The organism is Serratia sp. K-E0102, from assembly GCF_029962625.1.
GTDB classification, from domain to species: Bacteria; Pseudomonadota; Gammaproteobacteria; order Enterobacterales; family Enterobacteriaceae; genus Serratia; species Serratia sarumanii.
In genome coordinates, this window is the sequence record NZ_CP124754.1 from 4,166,661 (window position 1) to 4,184,648 (window position 17,988).

A 17,988-nucleotide genomic window follows, 5' to 3' on the forward strand; every position below is an offset into this window, starting at 1 on the left:
GTCAGTGTGGCTCCAGCTCTTCGCTGTACTGGGTTTGCCACATCGCGGCGTAGCGGCCGTTAGCCGCCAGCAGCGCCTCGTGCCCCCCGCGCTCGACGATCTCCCCCGCCTCCAGCACGATGATTTCATCGGCGTCCACCACGGTGGAGAGCCGGTGGGCGATCACCAGCGTGGTGTGGTTGCGGCTTACCTCGCGCAGGTGCCCCTGGATTTCGCGCTCGGTCTGGGTATCCAGCGCGCTGGTCGCCTCGTCGAACACCAGGATGGCCGGATTTTTCAGAATGGTGCGCGCGATCGCCACCCGCTGCTTTTCACCGCCCGACAGCTTCAGCCCGCGCTCGCCCACCCGGGTGTCGTAACCGTCGGGCAAACCGACGATAAAATCATGGATATGCGCCAGCCGCGCCGCCCGCTCGATTTCTTCATCGCTGGAGCCGGTTTTGCCGTAGCCGATGTTGTAGCGCAGCGTATCGTTGAACAGCACCGTATCCTGCGGCACGATGCCGATCGCCTGCCGCAGGCTGGCCTGGGTCAGTTGGCGAATGTCCTGGCCGTCGAGGGTAATAGCGCCGCCCTGCACGTCGTAGAAACGGAACAGCAGGCGCGACAGCGTGGACTTGCCCGCGCCGGAGGCGCCGACCACCGCCACCGTGTGGCCCGCCGGAATGGTAAAACTCACCTGCTTGAGGATCGGCCGCCGCGTGTCGTAACCGAAGCTGACCGCGTCGAACCGCACTTCGCCGCGATCGAGACGCAGCGGCTGCGCATCCGGGCTATCGACGATCTCACGCTTTTCCTGCAGCAGATCGAACATGTTTTCCATGTCGATCAGCGCCTGGCGCACCTCGGAATAAATAAAGCCGAAGAAGTTCAGCGGCTGATACAGCTGCAGCAGATAGGCGTTGACCAGCACGAAGTCGCCGACCGTCATCGTTCCCTGCGTAATGCCCTGCGCCGCCATGGCCATCATCACGATCAGCCCGATCGAAATAATGGCGGTTTGCCCCAGGTTGATCGCCGTAAAACTGAATTGGTTCTTGATGGCGGCGTATTCGTACAGCCGGCGCGACAGGTCGAAACGCTCGGCCTCGAACTCTTCATTGCCGAAGTACTTCACGGTCTCATAGTTCAGCAGGCTGTCGATGGATTTGCTGTTGGCGTCGGCGTTGGCCTTGTTGAGCTCGCGGCGAAAGCGGGTGCGCCAGCTGACCGCCAGCACGGTAAACAGGATGTAGCAGCCGACCGTCGTCAGGATCGCCAGCGCGAACCAGCCGTTCAGCATGTGCCACATGATCGCCGTGACCAGCGAGAGCTCGAACAGGATCGGCACGATGGAGAACAGCAGCCGCGACAGCACCGTGGACACCGCCTGGGTGCCGCGCTCGATGGACAACGACAGCCCGCCGGTCTGGCGCTCCAGATGGAAGCGCAGGCTCAGCGCATGCAGCTGGCGAAACACCCGCACGCCCAGCAGGCGCGTGGCGTTCTGGCTGACGTGAATGAACATCACGTTGCGCAGTTCCTCAAACAGCGCGCCGCCCACCCGCGCCACGCCGTAGGCGACGATCAGCCCCAGCGGCACCGCCAGCATTTTCGCCGTCTCACCGCTCAGCGCATCGACCATCGCTTTGTAGGCCAGCGGCACCAGCGTGGTGCTGACCTTGGCCGCCACCATGAACACGAAGGCCACCACCAGATACGCGCGCAGCCGCGGGTTGTCTTTCGGCCACAGGTAGGGCAGCAGGAATTTCAGCAAACGGGAACGATCCATCATGTAATATTCATCTTCTCGGTCGGGATCGCGGCGCACGGCCGCGCGGGGGTTATGAGTTTGGCCTGGCCGGCGGCGAACGCCGCAGCCATCCCGTTTTCCTGCGGCGGCAACTCAGCATCATCCGTCAGGAGAAGCGGCGGCGGCTCGGGCAAAGTTCAGGCATGGAGGAGACAATCACATGACCCAGACGTATGCAAAGCGCTTTGCGCAGGTCTTTGACTATATCGACCGCCACCTGGACGAGGCGCTCACCGTCGAAAAACTGAGCGAAGTGGCCCACTTTTCGCGCTTTCACTTTCAACGCCAGTTTAGCGCGTATTGCGGCATCTCGGTGTGGCGTTATATCCAGTGGATGAGGCTCAAACGCGCCTCGTACCGCCTGGCGTATAACCCGCTGGAGCCGGTGATTGACATCGCGCTGGACGCCGGTTTTCAAAACCCGGAGTCCTTCAGCCGCGCCTTCAAACAGGCGTTCAGCCAAACGCCAAGCCAGTTTCGCAAACGGCCGGCCTGGATCGATTGGCAGCAGCGCTTTCCCGAGCCGAAACACACAAGGAAACAACCCATGAAGGTAGACATTGTCGACTTCCCGGCCACGCCGGTGGCGATGATCGAACATCGCGGCCCGTCCGCGCTGGTCAACGAAACCGCCGCACGCTTTATCGAGTGGCGCAAAACCAGCGGCCTGTCGCCGGTCAGAAGCAGCCGCACTTACGGCATCGCACCGCACGATCCGGCCACCACCGAAGCGCAGGACTTCCGCTTCTTCATTTGCGGCGAGGTCACTGCGCCGATCCCCGAAGACAACGCCTTCGGCGTGGTGAACAGCACGCTGCCGGCCGGACGCTGCGCGGTGCTGCGCCATCACGGCTCGCTGGATGGGCTGTCTGAAAGCGCTCGTTATCTCTACAGCGAGTGGTTGCCGAACAGCGGCGAGGAACCGCGCGATTTTCCGCTCTATTTCCACTACCACAACTTTGTGCACGAGGTGGCGGAATATGAACTGGTGACCGATCTTTACCTGCCGCTGAAGTAACAAAAGTCAGGCTCCTCACGGAGCCTGACTGACGTCAACAGGACGGCGACGATCCCTGCGGCGGCAGATAACGCTGCGGATCGAGCGCGGTCGCGCGGTAGCGGATCTGGAAGTGCAGGAATACCGAATCGGTGCCGGTGCTGCCCATGGTGCCGATCTTCTGCCCCGCCTTCACATCCTGGCCGTTGCGCACCAGCGTGGTGTCGTTGTGCGCATAGGCGGTAATGAAGTCCTCACCGTGCTTAATCATGATCAGATTGCCGTAGCCGCGCAGCTGATTGCCGACGTACACCACTTTGCCCTTGGCGGAAGCGTAGATCGGCTGGCCGCGCTTGCCGGCGATATCGATGCCCTTGTTGCCGCCGTCGGAATTGGAGTACGCCTGCACGATCCGACCGCTGGTCGGCCAGCGCCAGCAGCGGGAAGCGCCCGGCGGCGGCGTTTGTTTGACGATTGCGGCGGAAGACGACTTTTTACGGCGCGTAGCGGCGGTTTTGGCCGGCGCGCTGCCGCTCAGCCGCAGTTTCTGCCCCACCTCGAGGCTATAAGGCGGACGAATTTTGTTGATTCTGGCCAGCTCGCTGACTTCACTGTCGGTGATCCAGGCGATGTAATACAGCGTATCGCCCCGTTTGACGGTATAGGTTTTGCCGGAATAACTGCCCTTCGGCAGTTTGTCATAGTCGCGGTTATAGGTGTTTTTGCCCGAACACCCGGCCAACAGCAGCCCCAATGCCAAACACACCGCCACGCGGCGCCACCCTGCCAGTTTGCTTCCTGTGCTCAAATCCTGTCCCCAGTCGTCGTTTCGGTTCTGATACGCGTCAGCCGCACAGTGTAACATTTGCGCCGGGTCAGTCAAAAAAGGGGGATAAAGGGGGGCGATAAACAACACGAAAATGGCGCCCTCAGGCGCCAAGCGAAAAACGAGCAGGCAAAGGACGTTTCAACGCTGCGAGTCCAGGATCTCGTTTTTCTTAATCACATCCTGCGCTTTGTTGTAGCTTTCAATCAGCAAGCGATAGTTCGGGAAGATTAAGGTGTAAACGTCTGCCCATTCAGCCGCATCCGCGCGATTCCAGGTTTGCTGAATTTCCGACGCGACGGCGGCGGTATCCATCGGCACCGCCCCGGCTTGCACCACGCGAGCCAAGGTGATTTCCTGAGCCATCTTGGAATAGGTGCCGGAGGCATCAACCACGGCAAACACCTGATAACCGGCGTCAATTGCGCTGATCGCCGGGAAAGCCATACAAACGCTGGTGATCGTACCTGCGATGATCAACTGTTTTTTGCCCGTGGCTTTCACCGCCGCAACGAAATCCGGGTTATCCCAGGCGTTTATCTGTCCGGTGCGAGCGACATACTGCGCATGGGGCGCACTTTCGTGGATTTCCGGAATCAATGGCCCATTTGGCCCCTGCGGCACGGAAGCGGTAGTAATGACAGGCATTTTCGCCAGAGTGGCGATTTTGGCGAGCGCTGTCGCATAACGGCGCAGATCGGGCATCGGCATATCACCGATCGTTTGAAACAAACCGCTTTGATGGTCGATAAGCAGCATTGCCGCATCGGCAGGGTTAATCACCGGGCGTTGATTATTAAAGTTGGCTGGAGAGCTCATATATCCTCACTTATTCATCCTGAAACCTTGTGGCGATTATTTAAGCGCCGGTCGGCGGCTAACTCGTCGTAACGACCAGAGATATTTCAACGCGCCCGGCGCCATATCATCAAATTCTGATGGTTTGAAGCATTTCAAATATTTACCATGCAATGAAATCTTCACTTTTCAAACTAGCAATGAATAGACAGGATAAACAGTAAGAAAATTGGGAATGAGTATTTCACCAATGGGAAGGTCAGATTTGTATGATAGATTTCAATGAAATGTTTATGTTTGCCAAAGTGGTTGAATGTGGTGGTTTTCTTGCCGCCAGCAAGAAATTCGGCATATCAAAATCCATGCTATCCAGAAAGATATCCAATCTTGAAAAGAGGCTTAACGTCAGGTTAATTCAACGTTCAACCCGAAAAATAATGATTACCGATATCGGAAAGGAATATTATCGCTACTGTATAAAAATGCTCACCGCCGCTGAAGAGGCGGATAATTTCATTATTAATAAAATCGAAAAACCCACGAGAAAAATAAGGATGACATGTTCAAACATGCTTATTGATCTTGGCTTGCCAGCTATTTTAACCAAGTTCATGTTGCAGTACCCCGAGGTCAGTCTGCATGTAAAGATATTCAACAGAGATGTTGATATCATTGCCGAAGGGTTTGATATCTCATTAAAAATTGTCACCGACGTGCCCAAAAACAGCAATCTGGTTATGCGGACCATTTGCACCATACCTTCTGCATTTATGGTGAGCGCATCAGCATTCGACAAATATGCTTTAAGCAAACCTGCGGATTTATCGAAAGTGCCCACGCTTGGCTGGCTGTCTTCACACGTCCAGGCTACCTGGACATTTCGTCAAGCCAAGCGCGAGATCAAAATCAACAGCGATCCATGCCTGGTGTGCGACGATATTCGCCTGATAAAAGATGCCTTGGTGGGCGGCGTCGGCGTTGGTTTTTTGCCGCTGGCGCTGGCGGAGCAAGAGTTGATGGCAGGAAGCCTGAAAACCGTTTTCGACGATTGGTCTGTGGAGGCGCATAAAATTGTCGCCATTTACCCCACCCGACAAGGCCTGCCTCCCGCTGTCAGAGTATTAATTGATTTCATTGTTGATGAATTCAATGGATAGCAGGCGATTTTTCAACCCATTACTGCCGCGGCATTTTCTCTTATATCCCCAATGGCGACTATGCTAGTAATCGACAGTCGTAGATTTCAGGATCGTAATACGCAAAATGGAGAACTATCATGTTGAACCTCGACCGCAATAATCTGCCCCTCCTGAGCGAAGAATTGCTCAAAAAGCAACGTACCACCCTGCTGATCATCGCCTTCCTGCTGCTGTTGAGCGGCGCCGGGCTGATTATCGCCATGATCGCCAACCGGGCGCAGAATACCTGGCCGATGATCGGCGGCATTCTGCTGGGCGTGGCCTACCTGATTATCGGCTATGTGTTCATCGCCAGCCCGCTGGCGGGCATTCTGGCGCTGGCGGTGTACCTCGCCGTGCTGTTCGCGCTCGGCGGTATCGCGCGCCTGGCGGCGGGCTACATGCGCCGCGGGCTGCCGGGCAACTGGCTGCAGTTCGTTATCGGCGTGCTCGATTTGATCATCGCCTGGATGCTGGTCGGCTCAGGCCCGGCGGCGTCGGTCACGCTGGTGACGGCGATCGTCGGCATCGAGATGCTGGTCAGCTCCTTTGCGCTGTTCCAGGCGGCGAATCTGTTTAAACGCGCCTGACGTTACCGGCCCGCCGCCGCGGGCCTCATCGCTTTGGTTGTTTGCAGATAAAACAAGGCGATACCCCCTCTGCTTGTCCGTGGTTATCTTCATCGGTAAGTGCCAATATAGGCGCAGACAAGGGAGCTGAAACCGATGACAACCCATTCCAACCCGTTGAACTCGCGGGAAGTCTGCCTGCAATTACGCCACTTCAATCAGGTAATCGGGCAACAATGCCGCAATATGGCGCGCCAAAAAACCACCTGTCCATGCTGCCTGACGGACATCGCCACCGGCTGCGACGCCGGTATCAAACTGTGTGGTCAACAGTTGGCCAGAGCCAACCCGCAAACCCCGTTATTCCGGCAGATTCGCAACTTGCTGCTCGACCTGCGCGCAGAAGCGATAGGGGTTCACAGAATAGACGTCCTGAACCGCACCAATAACGAAATATCCTGGCTGCTGCGCGAGCTGTATTTCGAGACGTTCTAAACATAAGGGCCGCGCGCTCATCGCTTCATACCTGTCGGTGCGGGCAAGCTGCCGCGCCGTTTCATCGTAGAGCCCGCCGACTTTTCGCTACTTTATCTCTCCGCGTTCACCCCACTTTACGACCGCCGTCACACCTCGCCACCGCCAAATTGCGTTGGTTATAGAGTCGTCTACAATTCAATCGAATTACCCCCTACAACATCAGAAATTATTATTATTAGAGGTGATTATGTTACAGAAACACGAAAATGTAATAAGTATGACTGTACTAAGCCCGCAAGCCACCCAACAACTGATGCCTTCGTTTTCCTCCTTGCCCCACACGCAACACGCCGACGGCAAATATCGCCTGCGCCGTTATTCGGTCGTTAAATACCTCAACCCCAACGTCGCCGAAGTGGGGCCACGCACCTTCATGCAGTCCGATCAGATCAACCATTTCCAGGGCAACGTGGTGCGCCGCTTCGAGCCTATCGACAGCGCCGTACTGCAGAGCGCCGGCATGGCGGAGATGTGCAACCTGTTTGCAGAAAGCAACGAGCTGCCGGAAGGCGCCGAGATTGAGATCCATCAGATGCGCGTGGTCGCCATCGAGAAAGACACCCAGGTGGCGCCGGAAGGCATTCACCAGGACGGTTTCGACCATATCGCGATGATCGCCATTCACCGGCACAACATCGTCGGCGGTGAAATTATGCTGTACGACGACAGCCACCACGATCCCTTCTTTAAAAAAGCGCTGGCGGACGGTGAGGCCGTGCTGCTGGCGGACAGCAAACTGTGGCACAACGCCACGCCGATCAACGCCGTGAACCCAACTGAGGAAGGCCATTTGGATCTCTTCGTCCTCACCGCGCGGGGAGAGAAAGCATGACCTTTACGCCCGAGCTCGCCCGACGCCAGTTCAGCGCCCTGTCTCAGCAAATCGACGGCAAACCGGCGATCTTTTTCGACGGCCCCGGTGGAGCGCAGGTTTCACGGGGCGTGCTGGAAAAAATGACGGACTACCTGGGGAAATACAACGCCAACCTGGGCGGCCACTACTTCTCCAGCCGGGTCACCGGCGAGGTGATGGGCCAGGCGCGAGAATCGGTGCGCGCCTTGTTAAATGCGCCGTCGCCCGACAACATTGTCTTCGGCATGAACATGACCACGCTGACTTTCCATCTCAGCCGCATCATCAGCCGCGACTGGCAGGCCGGCGATGAGGTCATCGTCACCGCGCTCGATCACTACGCCAACGTCTCCAGCTGGCAGCAGGCCGCCGCCGACAAAGGAGCCGTGGTGCATCAGATACCGCTGGAGAGCGCAGACTGTTCTCTCGACGCCGCAAAGGTGTGTGAACGCATCAACGCCAACACTCGCCTGGTGGCGGTCAGCTATGCCTCCAACGTCACCGGCAGCATCGTCGATATCAAAACCATCGTCGAAGCCGCGCATCGGGTCGGCGCGCAGGTGTATATCGACGCCGTGCACTATGCGCCGCACAACCTGATCGACGTGCAGGCGCTGAGCTGTGATTTCCTGGTGTGCTCCGCCTACAAGTTCTTTGGCCCGCACGTCGGCATGGCCTATATCGCGCCGCAGTGGTTGCAACGCTTGCGGCCATATAAAGTCGAGCCGGCCACCGACGTCGGCCCCGGCCGTTTCGAGACCGGCACGCAAAGCTTCGAGGCGCTGGCCGGCGTCGCGGCGGCGATCGACTATCTGGCGCAGTGGGGCACGCCCGGCGCGCCGTTAAGGCAGCGCTTGCAGGAGAGTTTCGCCGCCTACCACCAGCATGAAGAGGCGCTGTGCCGCCACTTTTTGCAACGGCTGCAGCAACTCGACGGCGTGCGGCTCTACGGCCATTCACAGGCGGACAGCGCGCGCCGCACGCCAACCTTCGCCCTGACCTTCAGCGGCCAGACGCCTGACGCAATCGTCCGTCATCTCGGGCAGCACAACATCTGCGCCGGCAGCGGGCATTTCTATGCGCTGGGCCTGATCCAGCAGTTGGGGTTACAGGACGGCGGCGTGCTGCGCATCGGCATGATGCACTACAACACCCAGAGTGAAATAGACACGCTGTTTAAAGTGATCGCCGAAGATATCCTCAGTTAACTCGCCACATCGGCCCGCTCACCTTATTGAGCGGGCCATCGCGCAACGCCGGGGGTAGAATACAGAGGATTTTATTTTAGAAATGGATTTTTACTTTGCGAAAATATGCAGTTATCGCCGCCGCGTTGATGATGTCTTCCTGCGCCACGCCGGAGAAATGGGAAGCGCAAACGGCAACCCCGACGCCCCTGGAAGCAGCCAGAGCCAGCTGCCGGCAAGCAGCTGAACAGCGCTATCCCGTCAGCCTGTCTTTGCACGCCAGCTCACCGGCCTTCTCCTCCATGACTATCAACGGCACGGAGATCCCCAACGCCGGTGGCGGCGCCTTTCCCTCGGACAGCAATGCAATGCGCAGAACAGAACACGTTAATGCCTGCATGAAATTGGAAGGATGGGAAAATAAAAATAAGGTGACGGGGTTATTGGCATTTTTATTTAACTAACGGCAACACGGAATAACTCGGAATTACCGCACTCAGGCAGCGGTAATTCCGCCCTATTGACCGACACCGACAGCCTGACTATTTTGCTACGATATAACAGGTTACACCTCTCCTCCATTCAGGGCGATAATCAAACAAATGGAATAAATTAATTTATGAGTGAGAAAGACACCCCCTAAAAAATCCGCAAAGCCATATCAACAAAGCGGTATTCTTCACCTCTGCAGTCCTCATTTTTCTTCTGGTCGCGTTCGCCGCCTTTTTCCCCGACGTCGCTGACAAGAACTTCAAACTTCTGCAGCAACAAATCTTCACCAACGCCAGCTGGTTTTATATTTTGGCCGTGGCGCTGATTTTGCTCAGCGTGACGTTTCTGGGGCTTTCCCGCTACGGCGACATCAAACTCGGCCCCGATCATGCGCAACCCGATTTTCGCTACCACTCATGGTTTGCCATGCTGTTTTCAGCGGGGATGGGCATCGGCCTGATGTTCTTCGGCGTGGCAGAACCGGTTATGCACTATCTTTCGCCGCCGGTCGGCACGCCCGAGAGCGTCGAGGCGGCCAAACAGGCCATGCGCCTGACCTTTTTCCACTGGGGGCTGCACGCCTGGGCGATCTACGCCATCGTGGCGTTGATTCTGGCCTTCTTCAGCTATCGGCATGGCCTGCCGTTGACCCTGCGCTCTGCGCTTTATCCGATCATCGGCGACCGCATTTATGGCCCTATCGGCCACGCCGTCGATATCTTCGCGGTCATCGGCACCGTATTCGGGGTCGCGACCTCGCTGGGTTATGGCGTGTTGCAGGTCAATGCCGGGCTTAACCACCTGTTTGGCGTGCCGATCAACGAAACCGTTCAGGTGATATTGATCGTGGTGATTACCGGGCTGGCCACCATTTCCGTGGTTTCAGGGCTGGAGAAAGGCATACGCTTTCTGTCGGAGCTGAACCTTGGCCTGGCGCTGTTGCTCCTGGCCTTGGTCTTGCTGTTGGGGCCAACCGTTCTGCTGTTGAAATCCTTTGTGGAAAATACCGGCGGCTATCTGTCCGAGTTGGTCAGCAAGACGTTCAACCTGTATGCCTATGAGCCGAAATCCAGTAACTGGTTAGGCGGATGGACGCTGCTCTATTGGGGGTGGTGGCTCTCCTGGTCGCCTTTCGTCGGTATGTTCATCGCACGAGTTTCCCGCGGCCGAACCATCCGCGAATTTGTCACGGGCGTGCTGTTCGTCCCGGCCGGCTTCACCCTCATGTGGATGACGGTGTTCGGCAACAGCGCCATTTACCTCATCATGGAAAAGGGCGCGACAGACCTCGCCGCTACGGTACAGCAAGACGTGGCGCTGGCGTTGTTTAACTTCCTGGAGCATTTCCCGTTCTCCAGCGTGCTTTCGTTTATCGCCATGGCGATGGTTATCGTCTTTTTCGTCACCTCCGCCGATTCCGGCGCCATGGTCGTGGATACGCTGGCTTCGGGCGGCTCCAGCAACACGCCGGTTTGGCAACGCATTTTCTGGGCGTCGCTGATGGGCATCGTCGCCATCGCCTTGCTGATCGCCGGGGGGCTCAGCGCGCTGCAAACCGTCACCATCGCCAGCGCATTGCCGTTCTCGGCCATCTTGCTGGTCTCCATCTACGGCTTGCTTAAGGCGCTGCGTCGCGATCTGACCAAGCGCGACAGCCAAAATATGGCCACCATCGCCCCCACCGCCGCCCGCAACCCCATTCCCTGGCAGCGCAGGCTGCGCAATATCGCCTATCTGCCAAAACGCTCGCTGGTTAAGCGCTTTATGGATGAGGTCATCCAGCCTGCCATGACGCTGGTGCAGGAAGAGCTGAGTAAACAAAACACGCTCAGCAGCATCAACGCCACTGCGGAAGACCGCATTCGTTTCGAGGTCGATTTGGGCGATGAGCTTAACTTTATCTATGAAGTCAGACTGCGCGGCTACAGTTCGCCGACGTTCGCTCTGGCCGGGCTGGATAACGATGAACAGCAAGCCGAGCAGCACAAGTATTATCGCGCGGAGATCTACCTGAAAGAAGGCGGCCAGAACTACGATGTCATGGGCTGGAATCAGGAGCAGTTGATCAACGATATTCTTGACCAGTACGAGAAACACCTGCATTTCTTGCATCTGGTTCGCTGAATGCCGACATGCCGTCCCCAGGGGCGGCATTTTTTTGCCCCGCTTTCTTCACCACAGTGCTGATGATGCGGTTGGAATGGCGGACAAACAGAAACAGCGCTTTATGAGCAAAGGATTGGTTCGGGATAACGTTTCGAAGAATCAGGATGTTTTCAAGAGGGAGTGCTGGAGCGGGTGAAGGGAATCGAACCCTCGTATGCAGCTTGGGAAGCTGCCGTTCTACCATTGAACTACACCCGCATCGGTGTGCGACAGGCATTATAACCGGTTATCGGCGGCGGGCAAGCGGAGATGGCGCGTAACTGCCGATGTTTTAAGCGGTTAAGTCCGGTGGGCGAAAAAAAACCGGCGCAGTTGCCTGCACCGGTGGTTGCACGCTAAACGGAATTATTTCTGTGGGCGCATCGCCGGGAACAGAATTACGTCGCGGATGGTGTGGCTGTTGGTGAACAGCATCACCATACGGTCGATACCGATGCCCAGACCGGCGGTCGGCGGCAGGCCGTGCTCCAGCGCGGTGACGTAGTCTTCGTCGTAGAACATCGCTTCGTCGTCGCCGGCGTCTTTGGCGTTCACCTGATCGGCAAAGCGCTGCGCCTGGTCTTCGGCGTCGTTCAGCTCGGAGAAGCCGTTGCCGATTTCACGGCCGCCGATGAAGAACTCGAAGCGGTCGGTGATTTCCGGGTTAACGTCGTTGCGGCGCGCCAGCGGCGACACTTCAGCCGGGTACTCGGTGATGAAGGTCGGCTGAATCAGATGGCTTTCTGCCACTTCTTCGAAGATCTCGGTCACGACGCGGCCCAGACCCCAGCTCTTCTCAACCTTGATGCCGATGGATTCGGCGATGGCTACCGCTTTGCCCATGTCGGCCAGGTCAGCCAGATCGGTTTCCGGACGGTATTTCTTGATCGCCTCGGTCATGGTCAGCTTCTCGAACGGCTTGCCGAAGTCGAACACTTCGTCGCCGTACTGCACCTGAGAGGTGCCCAGCACTTTCTCGGTCAGGGTGCGGAACAGCGTCTCGGTCAGCTCGATCAGGTCTTTGTAATCCGCGTAAGCCATGTAGAGTTCCATCATGGTGAACTCTGGGTTGTGACGCGGAGAAACGCCTTCGTTACGGAAGTTACGGTTGATTTCGAACACGCGCTCAAAGCCACCAACCACCAGACGCTTCAGATACAGTTCCGGCGCGATGCGCAGGTACATGTCGATATCCAGCGCATTGTGGTGGGTGATGAACGGACGCGCGGACGCACCGCCCGGGATCACCTGCATCATCGGGGTTTCGACTTCCATGAAGCCGCGTTCCACCATGAAGTTGCGGATAGCCGACATCACCTGCGAACGCACCTTGAAGGTGTTGCGCGATTCTTCGTTGGCGATCAGGTCCAGGTAACGCTGGCGGTAACGGGTTTCCTGATCCGCCAGGCCGTGGAATTTGTCCGGCAGCGGGCGCAGCGCTTTGGTCAGCAGACGCAGCTCGGTGCAGTGGATCGACAGTTCGCCGGTCTTGGTTTTGAACAGCTTGCCGCGTGCGCCGAGAATATCGCCCAGGTCCCACTTCTTGAACTGGTCGTTGTACACGCCTTCAGCCAGATCGTCGCGCGCGACGTACAGCTGAATGCGGCCGCCCACGTCCTGCAGCGTGACGAAGGATGCCTTGCCCATAATACGGCGGGTCATCATACGGCCGGCGACGGTCACTTCTACGCCCAGCGCTTCCAGCTCTTCGTTGTCTTTATCGCCGTACGCGGCATGCAGTTTGTCGGAGGTGGAGTCACGACGGAAGTCGTTCGGGAACGCAATGCCGTTCTCGCGCAGGCCGGCCAGTTTCTCGCGGCGGGACTGCAGTTCGTTATTGAGATCCAGCGCCTGATCGGCGCCCTGTACTTGTTGTTCAGACATTTCTATTCCTCATAACCCGGCTTTCAAACTTGCCTCAATGAATTTATCCAGGTCGCCATCCAGTACGGCCTGCGTGTTACGCGTTTCGACGTTGGTGCGCAAATCCTTGATGCGGGAGTCATCCAGCACGTAAGAACGGATTTGGCTGCCCCAGCCGATGTCGGACTTGTTGTCTTCCATCGTCTGCTTATCAGCATTTTTCTTTTGCATCTCAAACTCGTACAGCTTGGCTCGCAGCTGTTTAAACGCTTGATCCTTGTTCTTATGCTGAGAACGATCGTTCTGGCACTGCACCACGATGTTGGTTGGCAGGTGAGTAATACGTACGGCGGATTCGGTTTTGTTAACGTGCTGACCGCCCGCACCGGAGGCGCGGTACACGTCGATACGCAGATCCGCCGGGTTGATTTCGATATCGATATCGTCGTCGACTTCCGGGTAGATGAACACCGAGCTGAACGAGGTGTGGCGACGGCCGCCGGAGTCGAACGGGCTCTTGCGCACCAGGCGGTGAACGCCGGTTTCAGTGCGCAACCAGCCGAACGCGTAGTCGCCGATGATCTTGATGGTGGCGGATTTCAGGCCCGCGACGTCGCCGTCAGACTCTTCGATCACTTCGGTCTTGAAGCCTTTGGCTTCGGCCCAGCGCAGGTACATGCGCAGCAGCATGCTGGCCCAGTCCTGCGCTTCGGTGCCGCCGGAGCCGGCCTGGATATCCAGATAGCAGTCGGCGCTGTCGTATTCGCCGGAGAACATGCGGCGGAATTCCAACTGATCCAGCTTGCTCATCAGCTGATCCAGCTCGGCGACCGCTTCGTTGAAGGTCTCTTCATCGTCGGCTTCCACCGCCAGTTCCAGCAGCCCGCCGACGTCTTCGCCGCCCTGCTCCAGCTGATCGATGGTTTCAACGATGGCTTCCAGCGCGGCGCGCTCTTTGCCGAGCGCCTGCGCGCGCTCCGGCTCGTTCCAAACGTCCGGCTGCTCCAGCTCGGCGTTGACTTCTTCTAGGCGTTCCTTCTTGGCATCATAGTCAAAGATACCCCCTAAGAACCGCAGTCCGCTCGGACAGGTCCTGAATTCGGTTTTTTACCGGGTTAATTTCAAACATGGTTTCGTTCTTTTACGTTGATGTCGTCGATGGCGGAATGCCATTGGAACCGCTAATTCTAACGGATCCGGGCGGCAGTTTATAGCGAGTTGGTCAGTTTTTGTGGCGATCGGGAAGGATGCGGGGGATTGGAGAGCCCAATCCCCGAATTGTGTTCAATTTCGCCTCAGCGCGGCCAAAGATGCTGGATCAGCAGCTGCACGTTGCGGTTGCCGCGAAACTCGTTGACGTCGAGCTTGTAGGCCAGTTCGACCTCGCGCACGCTGCTGTCCGGCCACAGCGTGGTGTCCACGTTGAATGCGATGCCGTCGAGCAGCGGGCCGCCGCCGAGCGGCTCCACCATCAGCTTCAGGTGTTTCTCGCCCACCAGCCGCTGCTGCAGGATGCGGAACTTGCCGTCGAAGGTCGGTTCCGGAAACGCCTGCCCCCACGGGCCGCCCTCGCGCAGCAGCTCCGCCGTCGTCAGCGACAGCTCCTGCATCGCCAGCTCGCCGTCAGACCAGATCACCCCTTCCAGCATCGCCGGATCGAGCCATTCCCCCACCAGCTCGCCGAAGCGCTGGCGGAACTCGTCGAACCTGGCCTCTTCCAGCGACAGCCCGGCCGCCATCGCGTGGCCGCCGAACTTCATCATGAGCCCGGGGTTCAGCATATCCAGCCGCTCCAGCGCGTCGCGCATGTGCAGGCCAGGCACCGAACGGCCGGAACCTTTCAGGATGCCGTCGCCCGCCGGCGCGAACGCGATCACCGGGCGGTGGAAACGCTCTTTGATACGTGAGGCGAGGATACCCACCACGCCCTGGTGCCATTCCGGGTGATACATCGCCAGCCCGTAAGGCAGCTCGGTACTGGTGCGCTCCAACTGGTCGCACAGCTGCAGGGCTTCCACCTGCATGCCCTGCTCTATCTCGCGTCGCGTCTGGTTCAGCGCGTCGAGATCGTTGGCCAGCATACGCGCCTGCGCGATGTCATCGCTCAGCAGCAGCGCCACGCCGATCGACATGTCGTCCAGCCTGCCGGCGGCGTTAAGACGCGGGCCGAGAGCGAAACCGAGATCGTTGGCCGCCAGCTGGCGGGCATCGCGGTTGGCCACCTCAAGCAGCGCGCGGATGCCCGGACGGCATTTGCCGGCACGGATGCGGTTTAACCCCTGATACACCAGAATGCGGTTGTTGGCGTCCAGCGGCACCACGTCGGCCACGGTGCCGAGCGCCACCAGATCCAGCAGTTCCGCCAGATTGGGCATCGCCAGCGCGCGCTGCTCGAACCAGCCGCTGTCCCGCAGCCGGGCGCGCAGCGCCAGCATCAGGTAGAACGCGACGCCCACCCCGGCCAGCGATTTGGACGGGAAGGCGCAGCCGCGCAGGTTGGGATTGACGATCGCTTCGGCCGCTGGCAGGGTCTCGCCCGGCAGGTGGTGATCGGTCACCAACACCTGCATGCCTTTGGCGTGCGCCACGTCGACGCCGGCGTGGGAGGAGATGCCGTTATCGACGGTGACGATCAGCTCCGCGCCGCGCGCCGCCGCCTGCTCCACCACTTCGGGGCTCAGGCCGTAGCCGTCTTCAAAGCGGTTCGGCACCAGGTAGTCGACGGCTGCGCCGCCCATGCTGCGCAGCGCCAGCACCGTCAGTGCGGTGCTGGTGGCGCCGTCGGCGTCGAAATCGCCCACCACCATGATGCGGCGGCCGTCGGCCAGCGCCTGTTGCAGCAGGCTGACGGCGTCGTCGATGCCGTCCAGCTGTTGCCAGGGCAGCATGCCCTTGACGCCGCGTTCCAGCTCTTGCTCAGCCTGCACGCCGCGCAGGGCGTAAAGCCGGCGCAGCAGCGGCGGCAAACTGGCGGGCAAATGCGTGTCGTCCGCCGCCGGGCGGCGGCGTAGTTGCGTTTTAATACTCACCGGCGATTAACCACCGGCTTTGGTGGCGGCCTGGTGCGCATCCAGCATAGCGGCCATCTCTTTCGGCCCCTGATAGCCCGGGATCATCATGCCGTTTTCCAGGATGATCGCCGGCGTGCCCTGAATGCCGAACTGCACACCCAGTTCGTAATGCTTGCTGATGTCGGTTTTGCAGGTCGCCGGGGAGATGGCGTCGCCCTTCATGGCGGCGTCGAACGCCTTGGCCTTGTCTGCGGTACACCAGATCGACTGCATGTCTTTCTCAGCCTGGGAGGCCAGCCCCTGGCGCGGGAACGCCAGGTAGCGCACGGTGATGCCCAGATCGTTGTACTCTTTCATCTGCTGGTGCAGCTTGTGGCAGTAACCGCAGGTGATGTCGGTGAACACGGTGATCACGTGTTTCTCTTTCGGCGCCTTGTAGACGATCATCTGATCTTTCAGCGCGTCCATCTTGCTACCCAGCAGTTGGTTGGTCACGTTGACCGGCTCTTTGCCGCTGACGTCGAACAGCGGGCCCTGCAGGATATGCTTGCCGTCTTCGGAGGCGTACAGCACGCCGCTGTCGGTCAGCACGGTTTTCAGTCCATTGACCGGTGAAGGCTGCACGTCCGCCTGCTGGATGCCCAGGCTGGCGAGCGCTTTTTTGATCGCCGCGTCATCGGCATGGGCGGCGCTGGTCACCGAAGCCACCAGCAGTGAGAGCAGCATTAAACCTTTTTTCATTGTTCCAATCCTTTCGAACCCGCCGCTCAGGCGCGCGGGTGATGCTGTTGATGTAGCTGTTTCAGTCGTTCGGTCGCTACATGAGTATAAATTTGCGTGGTCGAGAGATCGCTGTGCCCTAACAACATCTGTACGACACGGAGATCGGCCCCATGGTTCAGCAAATGGGTGGCGAACGCGTGCCGCAACACGTGCGGCGACAGACGCTCGCTGTCGATGCCCGCAAGGATGGCATAGTGTTTGATGCGATGCCAGAACGTCTGTCGGGTCATTTGCTGGCAGCGGGTGCTAGGGAACAGCACATCCAGCGTCTGGCCGTTGACCAGCCACGGGCGGCCGTGCTCCAGATAATTTTCGATCCAGTAGACCGCCTCTTCGCCCAGCGGCACCAGCCGCTCCTTGTTGCCCTTGCCGATCACCCGCACCACGCCCTGGCGCAGGCTGACGTCGCTGATGCTCAGCCCCACCAGTTCGGAAACTCGCAGCCCGGTGGCGTACAACACTTCGAGCATCGCCTTGTCGCGCAGTTCCAGCGGCTGATCGACGCAGGGCGCCTGCAGCAGCGCATCGACCTGCGCCTCGCTCAGATCCTTCGGCAAACGCTGCGGCAGCTTGGGAGACGCCAGCTGCGCGGTGGGATCGTCGGCGCGCAGCTTTTCGCGGTACAGGTACTGAAACAGGCGGCGCATGGCGCTCAGCAAACGCGCGGAGCTGGTGGCCTTGTAGCCGCCGTCCACCCGCTCGGCGAGAAACGCCTGCAGATCCAACGCCTGCGCCTGCAGCAAGGCGGTGTTTTGCTGGCCAAGCCAGGTGCCCAGCGCCTGCAAATCCAGCCGGTAGGAGGCCAGCGTATTTTCCGCCAGATTGCGCTCAAGCCACAGCGCATCCAGGAATTGTTCAATCAGCGCATGGTCTTGCTGTTGCACGCGGTCCTCTCTTTGTTGCATTTCCACCCGAGCCATTATGCCTTAAGCCGACGCAAATCAGGTATACTCGCTG

Annotated in this window: 16 protein-coding genes and 1 tRNA gene; 8 read left to right on the forward strand and 9 right to left on the reverse strand. The window is 58.7% G+C overall.

Annotated elements, in window-relative coordinates:
• Position 1: 1 nt before the first annotated feature.
• Complete coding sequence (locus SSARUM2_RS19810) at positions 2-1,771, reverse strand: ABC transporter ATP-binding protein/permease (protein ID WP_060452672.1); 1,770 nt, start codon at positions 1,769-1,771, stop codon at positions 2-4.
• Between the two features lie 181 nt (positions 1,772-1,952).
• Here SSARUM2_RS19810 and SSARUM2_RS19815 point away from each other — a divergent pair, with 181 nt between their 5' ends.
• The gene (locus tag SSARUM2_RS19815) at positions 1,953-2,810 is read left to right on the forward strand and encodes an AraC family transcriptional regulator (RefSeq protein ID WP_033635812.1); all 858 of its coding nucleotides are present in this window, start codon (positions 1,953-1,955) and stop codon (positions 2,808-2,810) included.
• A gap of 34 nt (positions 2,811-2,844) precedes the next feature.
• Here SSARUM2_RS19815 and actS read toward each other — a convergent pair whose 3' ends face one another.
• Together actS and SSARUM2_RS19825 are read right to left on the reverse strand one after the other, a co-directional pair.
• A complete protein-coding gene (gene actS / locus SSARUM2_RS19820; RefSeq protein WP_033635813.1) occupies positions 2,845-3,597 on the reverse strand; it encodes an amidase activator ActS in 753 nt (250 codons plus the stop codon).
• Between the two features lie 159 nt (positions 3,598-3,756).
• On the reverse strand, positions 3,757-4,434 hold the full coding sequence (locus SSARUM2_RS19825) for a hydrolase (protein WP_033635814.1): 678 nt from the start codon (positions 4,432-4,434) through the stop codon (positions 3,757-3,759).
• A gap of 272 nt (positions 4,435-4,706) precedes the next feature.
• On the opposite strand from SSARUM2_RS19825, the gene SSARUM2_RS19830 reads away from it, so the two are divergent.
• From SSARUM2_RS19830 to betT, 7 genes are all read left to right on the forward strand, one after another.
• Positions 4,707-5,570 (forward strand): LysR substrate-binding domain-containing protein, encoded by an 864-nt coding sequence (locus SSARUM2_RS19830; RefSeq protein ID WP_185744076.1) that lies wholly within the window; start codon positions 4,707-4,709, stop codon positions 5,568-5,570.
• A 119-nt stretch (positions 5,571-5,689) separates the two neighbouring features.
• Positions 5,690-6,181 carry a DUF308 domain-containing protein gene (locus SSARUM2_RS19835; RefSeq protein ID WP_282488507.1) on the forward strand — a complete coding sequence of 164 codons (492 nt, stop codon included), beginning with the start codon at positions 5,690-5,692 and terminating at the stop codon, positions 6,179-6,181.
• 135 nt (positions 6,182-6,316) lie between these two features.
• The gene (locus SSARUM2_RS19840) at positions 6,317-6,655 is read left to right on the forward strand and encodes a hypothetical protein (protein ID WP_060438400.1); all 339 of its coding nucleotides are present in this window, start codon (positions 6,317-6,319) and stop codon (positions 6,653-6,655) included.
• A 259-nt stretch (positions 6,656-6,914) separates the two neighbouring features.
• A complete protein-coding gene (locus SSARUM2_RS19845) occupies positions 6,915-7,529 on the forward strand; it encodes a 2OG-Fe dioxygenase family protein (RefSeq protein ID WP_223182037.1) in 615 nt (204 codons plus the stop codon).
• Positions 7,526-8,758, forward strand: a complete 1,233-nt coding sequence (locus tag SSARUM2_RS19850) for a cysteine desulfurase-like protein (RefSeq protein ID WP_060452476.1) — start codon at positions 7,526-7,528, stop codon at positions 8,756-8,758. The genes SSARUM2_RS19845 and SSARUM2_RS19850 overlap by 4 nt, the downstream gene beginning before the upstream one ends.
• Before the next feature lie 128 nt (positions 8,759-8,886).
• Positions 8,887-9,201: a hypothetical protein gene (locus tag SSARUM2_RS19855; protein WP_033638573.1), complete on the forward strand. Its 315-nt coding sequence runs from the start codon at positions 8,887-8,889 to the stop codon at positions 9,199-9,201.
• A 196-nt stretch (positions 9,202-9,397) separates the two neighbouring features.
• Positions 9,398-11,353: a choline BCCT transporter BetT gene (betT, locus tag SSARUM2_RS19860; RefSeq protein WP_282488693.1), complete on the forward strand. Its 1,956-nt coding sequence runs from the start codon at positions 9,398-9,400 to the stop codon at positions 11,351-11,353.
• Between the two features lie 166 nt (positions 11,354-11,519).
• On the opposite strand, the gene SSARUM2_RS19865 is transcribed toward betT, so the two are convergent.
• The 6 genes from SSARUM2_RS19865 to xerD all read right to left on the reverse strand — a co-directional run bounded on the left by SSARUM2_RS19865 (position 11,520) and on the right by xerD (position 17,915).
• A tRNA-Gly gene (locus tag SSARUM2_RS19865) sits at positions 11,520-11,593 on the reverse strand.
• A gap of 147 nt (positions 11,594-11,740) precedes the next feature.
• The gene (gene lysS, locus SSARUM2_RS19870) at positions 11,741-13,258 is read right to left on the reverse strand and encodes a lysine--tRNA ligase (protein WP_033649459.1); all 1,518 of its coding nucleotides are present in this window, start codon (positions 13,256-13,258) and stop codon (positions 11,741-11,743) included.
• A gap of 9 nt (positions 13,259-13,267) precedes the next feature.
• Positions 13,268-14,366 (reverse strand): peptide chain release factor 2 gene (gene prfB / locus SSARUM2_RS19875; protein ID WP_096242572.1). Its coding sequence is split into 2 segments (ribosomal slippage): positions 13,268-14,290 and positions 14,292-14,366, totalling 1,098 coding nucleotides; the frame shifts between segments, so codons are not numbered across the junction.
• A gap of 166 nt (positions 14,367-14,532) precedes the next feature.
• Complete coding sequence (recJ, locus tag SSARUM2_RS19880; protein ID WP_060431440.1) at positions 14,533-16,266, reverse strand: single-stranded-DNA-specific exonuclease RecJ; 1,734 nt, start codon at positions 16,264-16,266, stop codon at positions 14,533-14,535.
• Between the two features lie 6 nt (positions 16,267-16,272).
• Positions 16,273-16,989, reverse strand: coding sequence for a bifunctional protein-disulfide isomerase/oxidoreductase DsbC (gene dsbC, locus SSARUM2_RS19885; RefSeq protein WP_041036552.1), 717 nt, complete (start codon positions 16,987-16,989; stop codon positions 16,273-16,275).
• Between the two features lie 26 nt (positions 16,990-17,015).
• Complete coding sequence (xerD, locus tag SSARUM2_RS19890; protein ID WP_033638574.1) at positions 17,016-17,915, reverse strand: site-specific tyrosine recombinase XerD; 900 nt, start codon at positions 17,913-17,915, stop codon at positions 17,016-17,018.
• Positions 17,916-17,988: the final 73 nt, after the last annotated feature.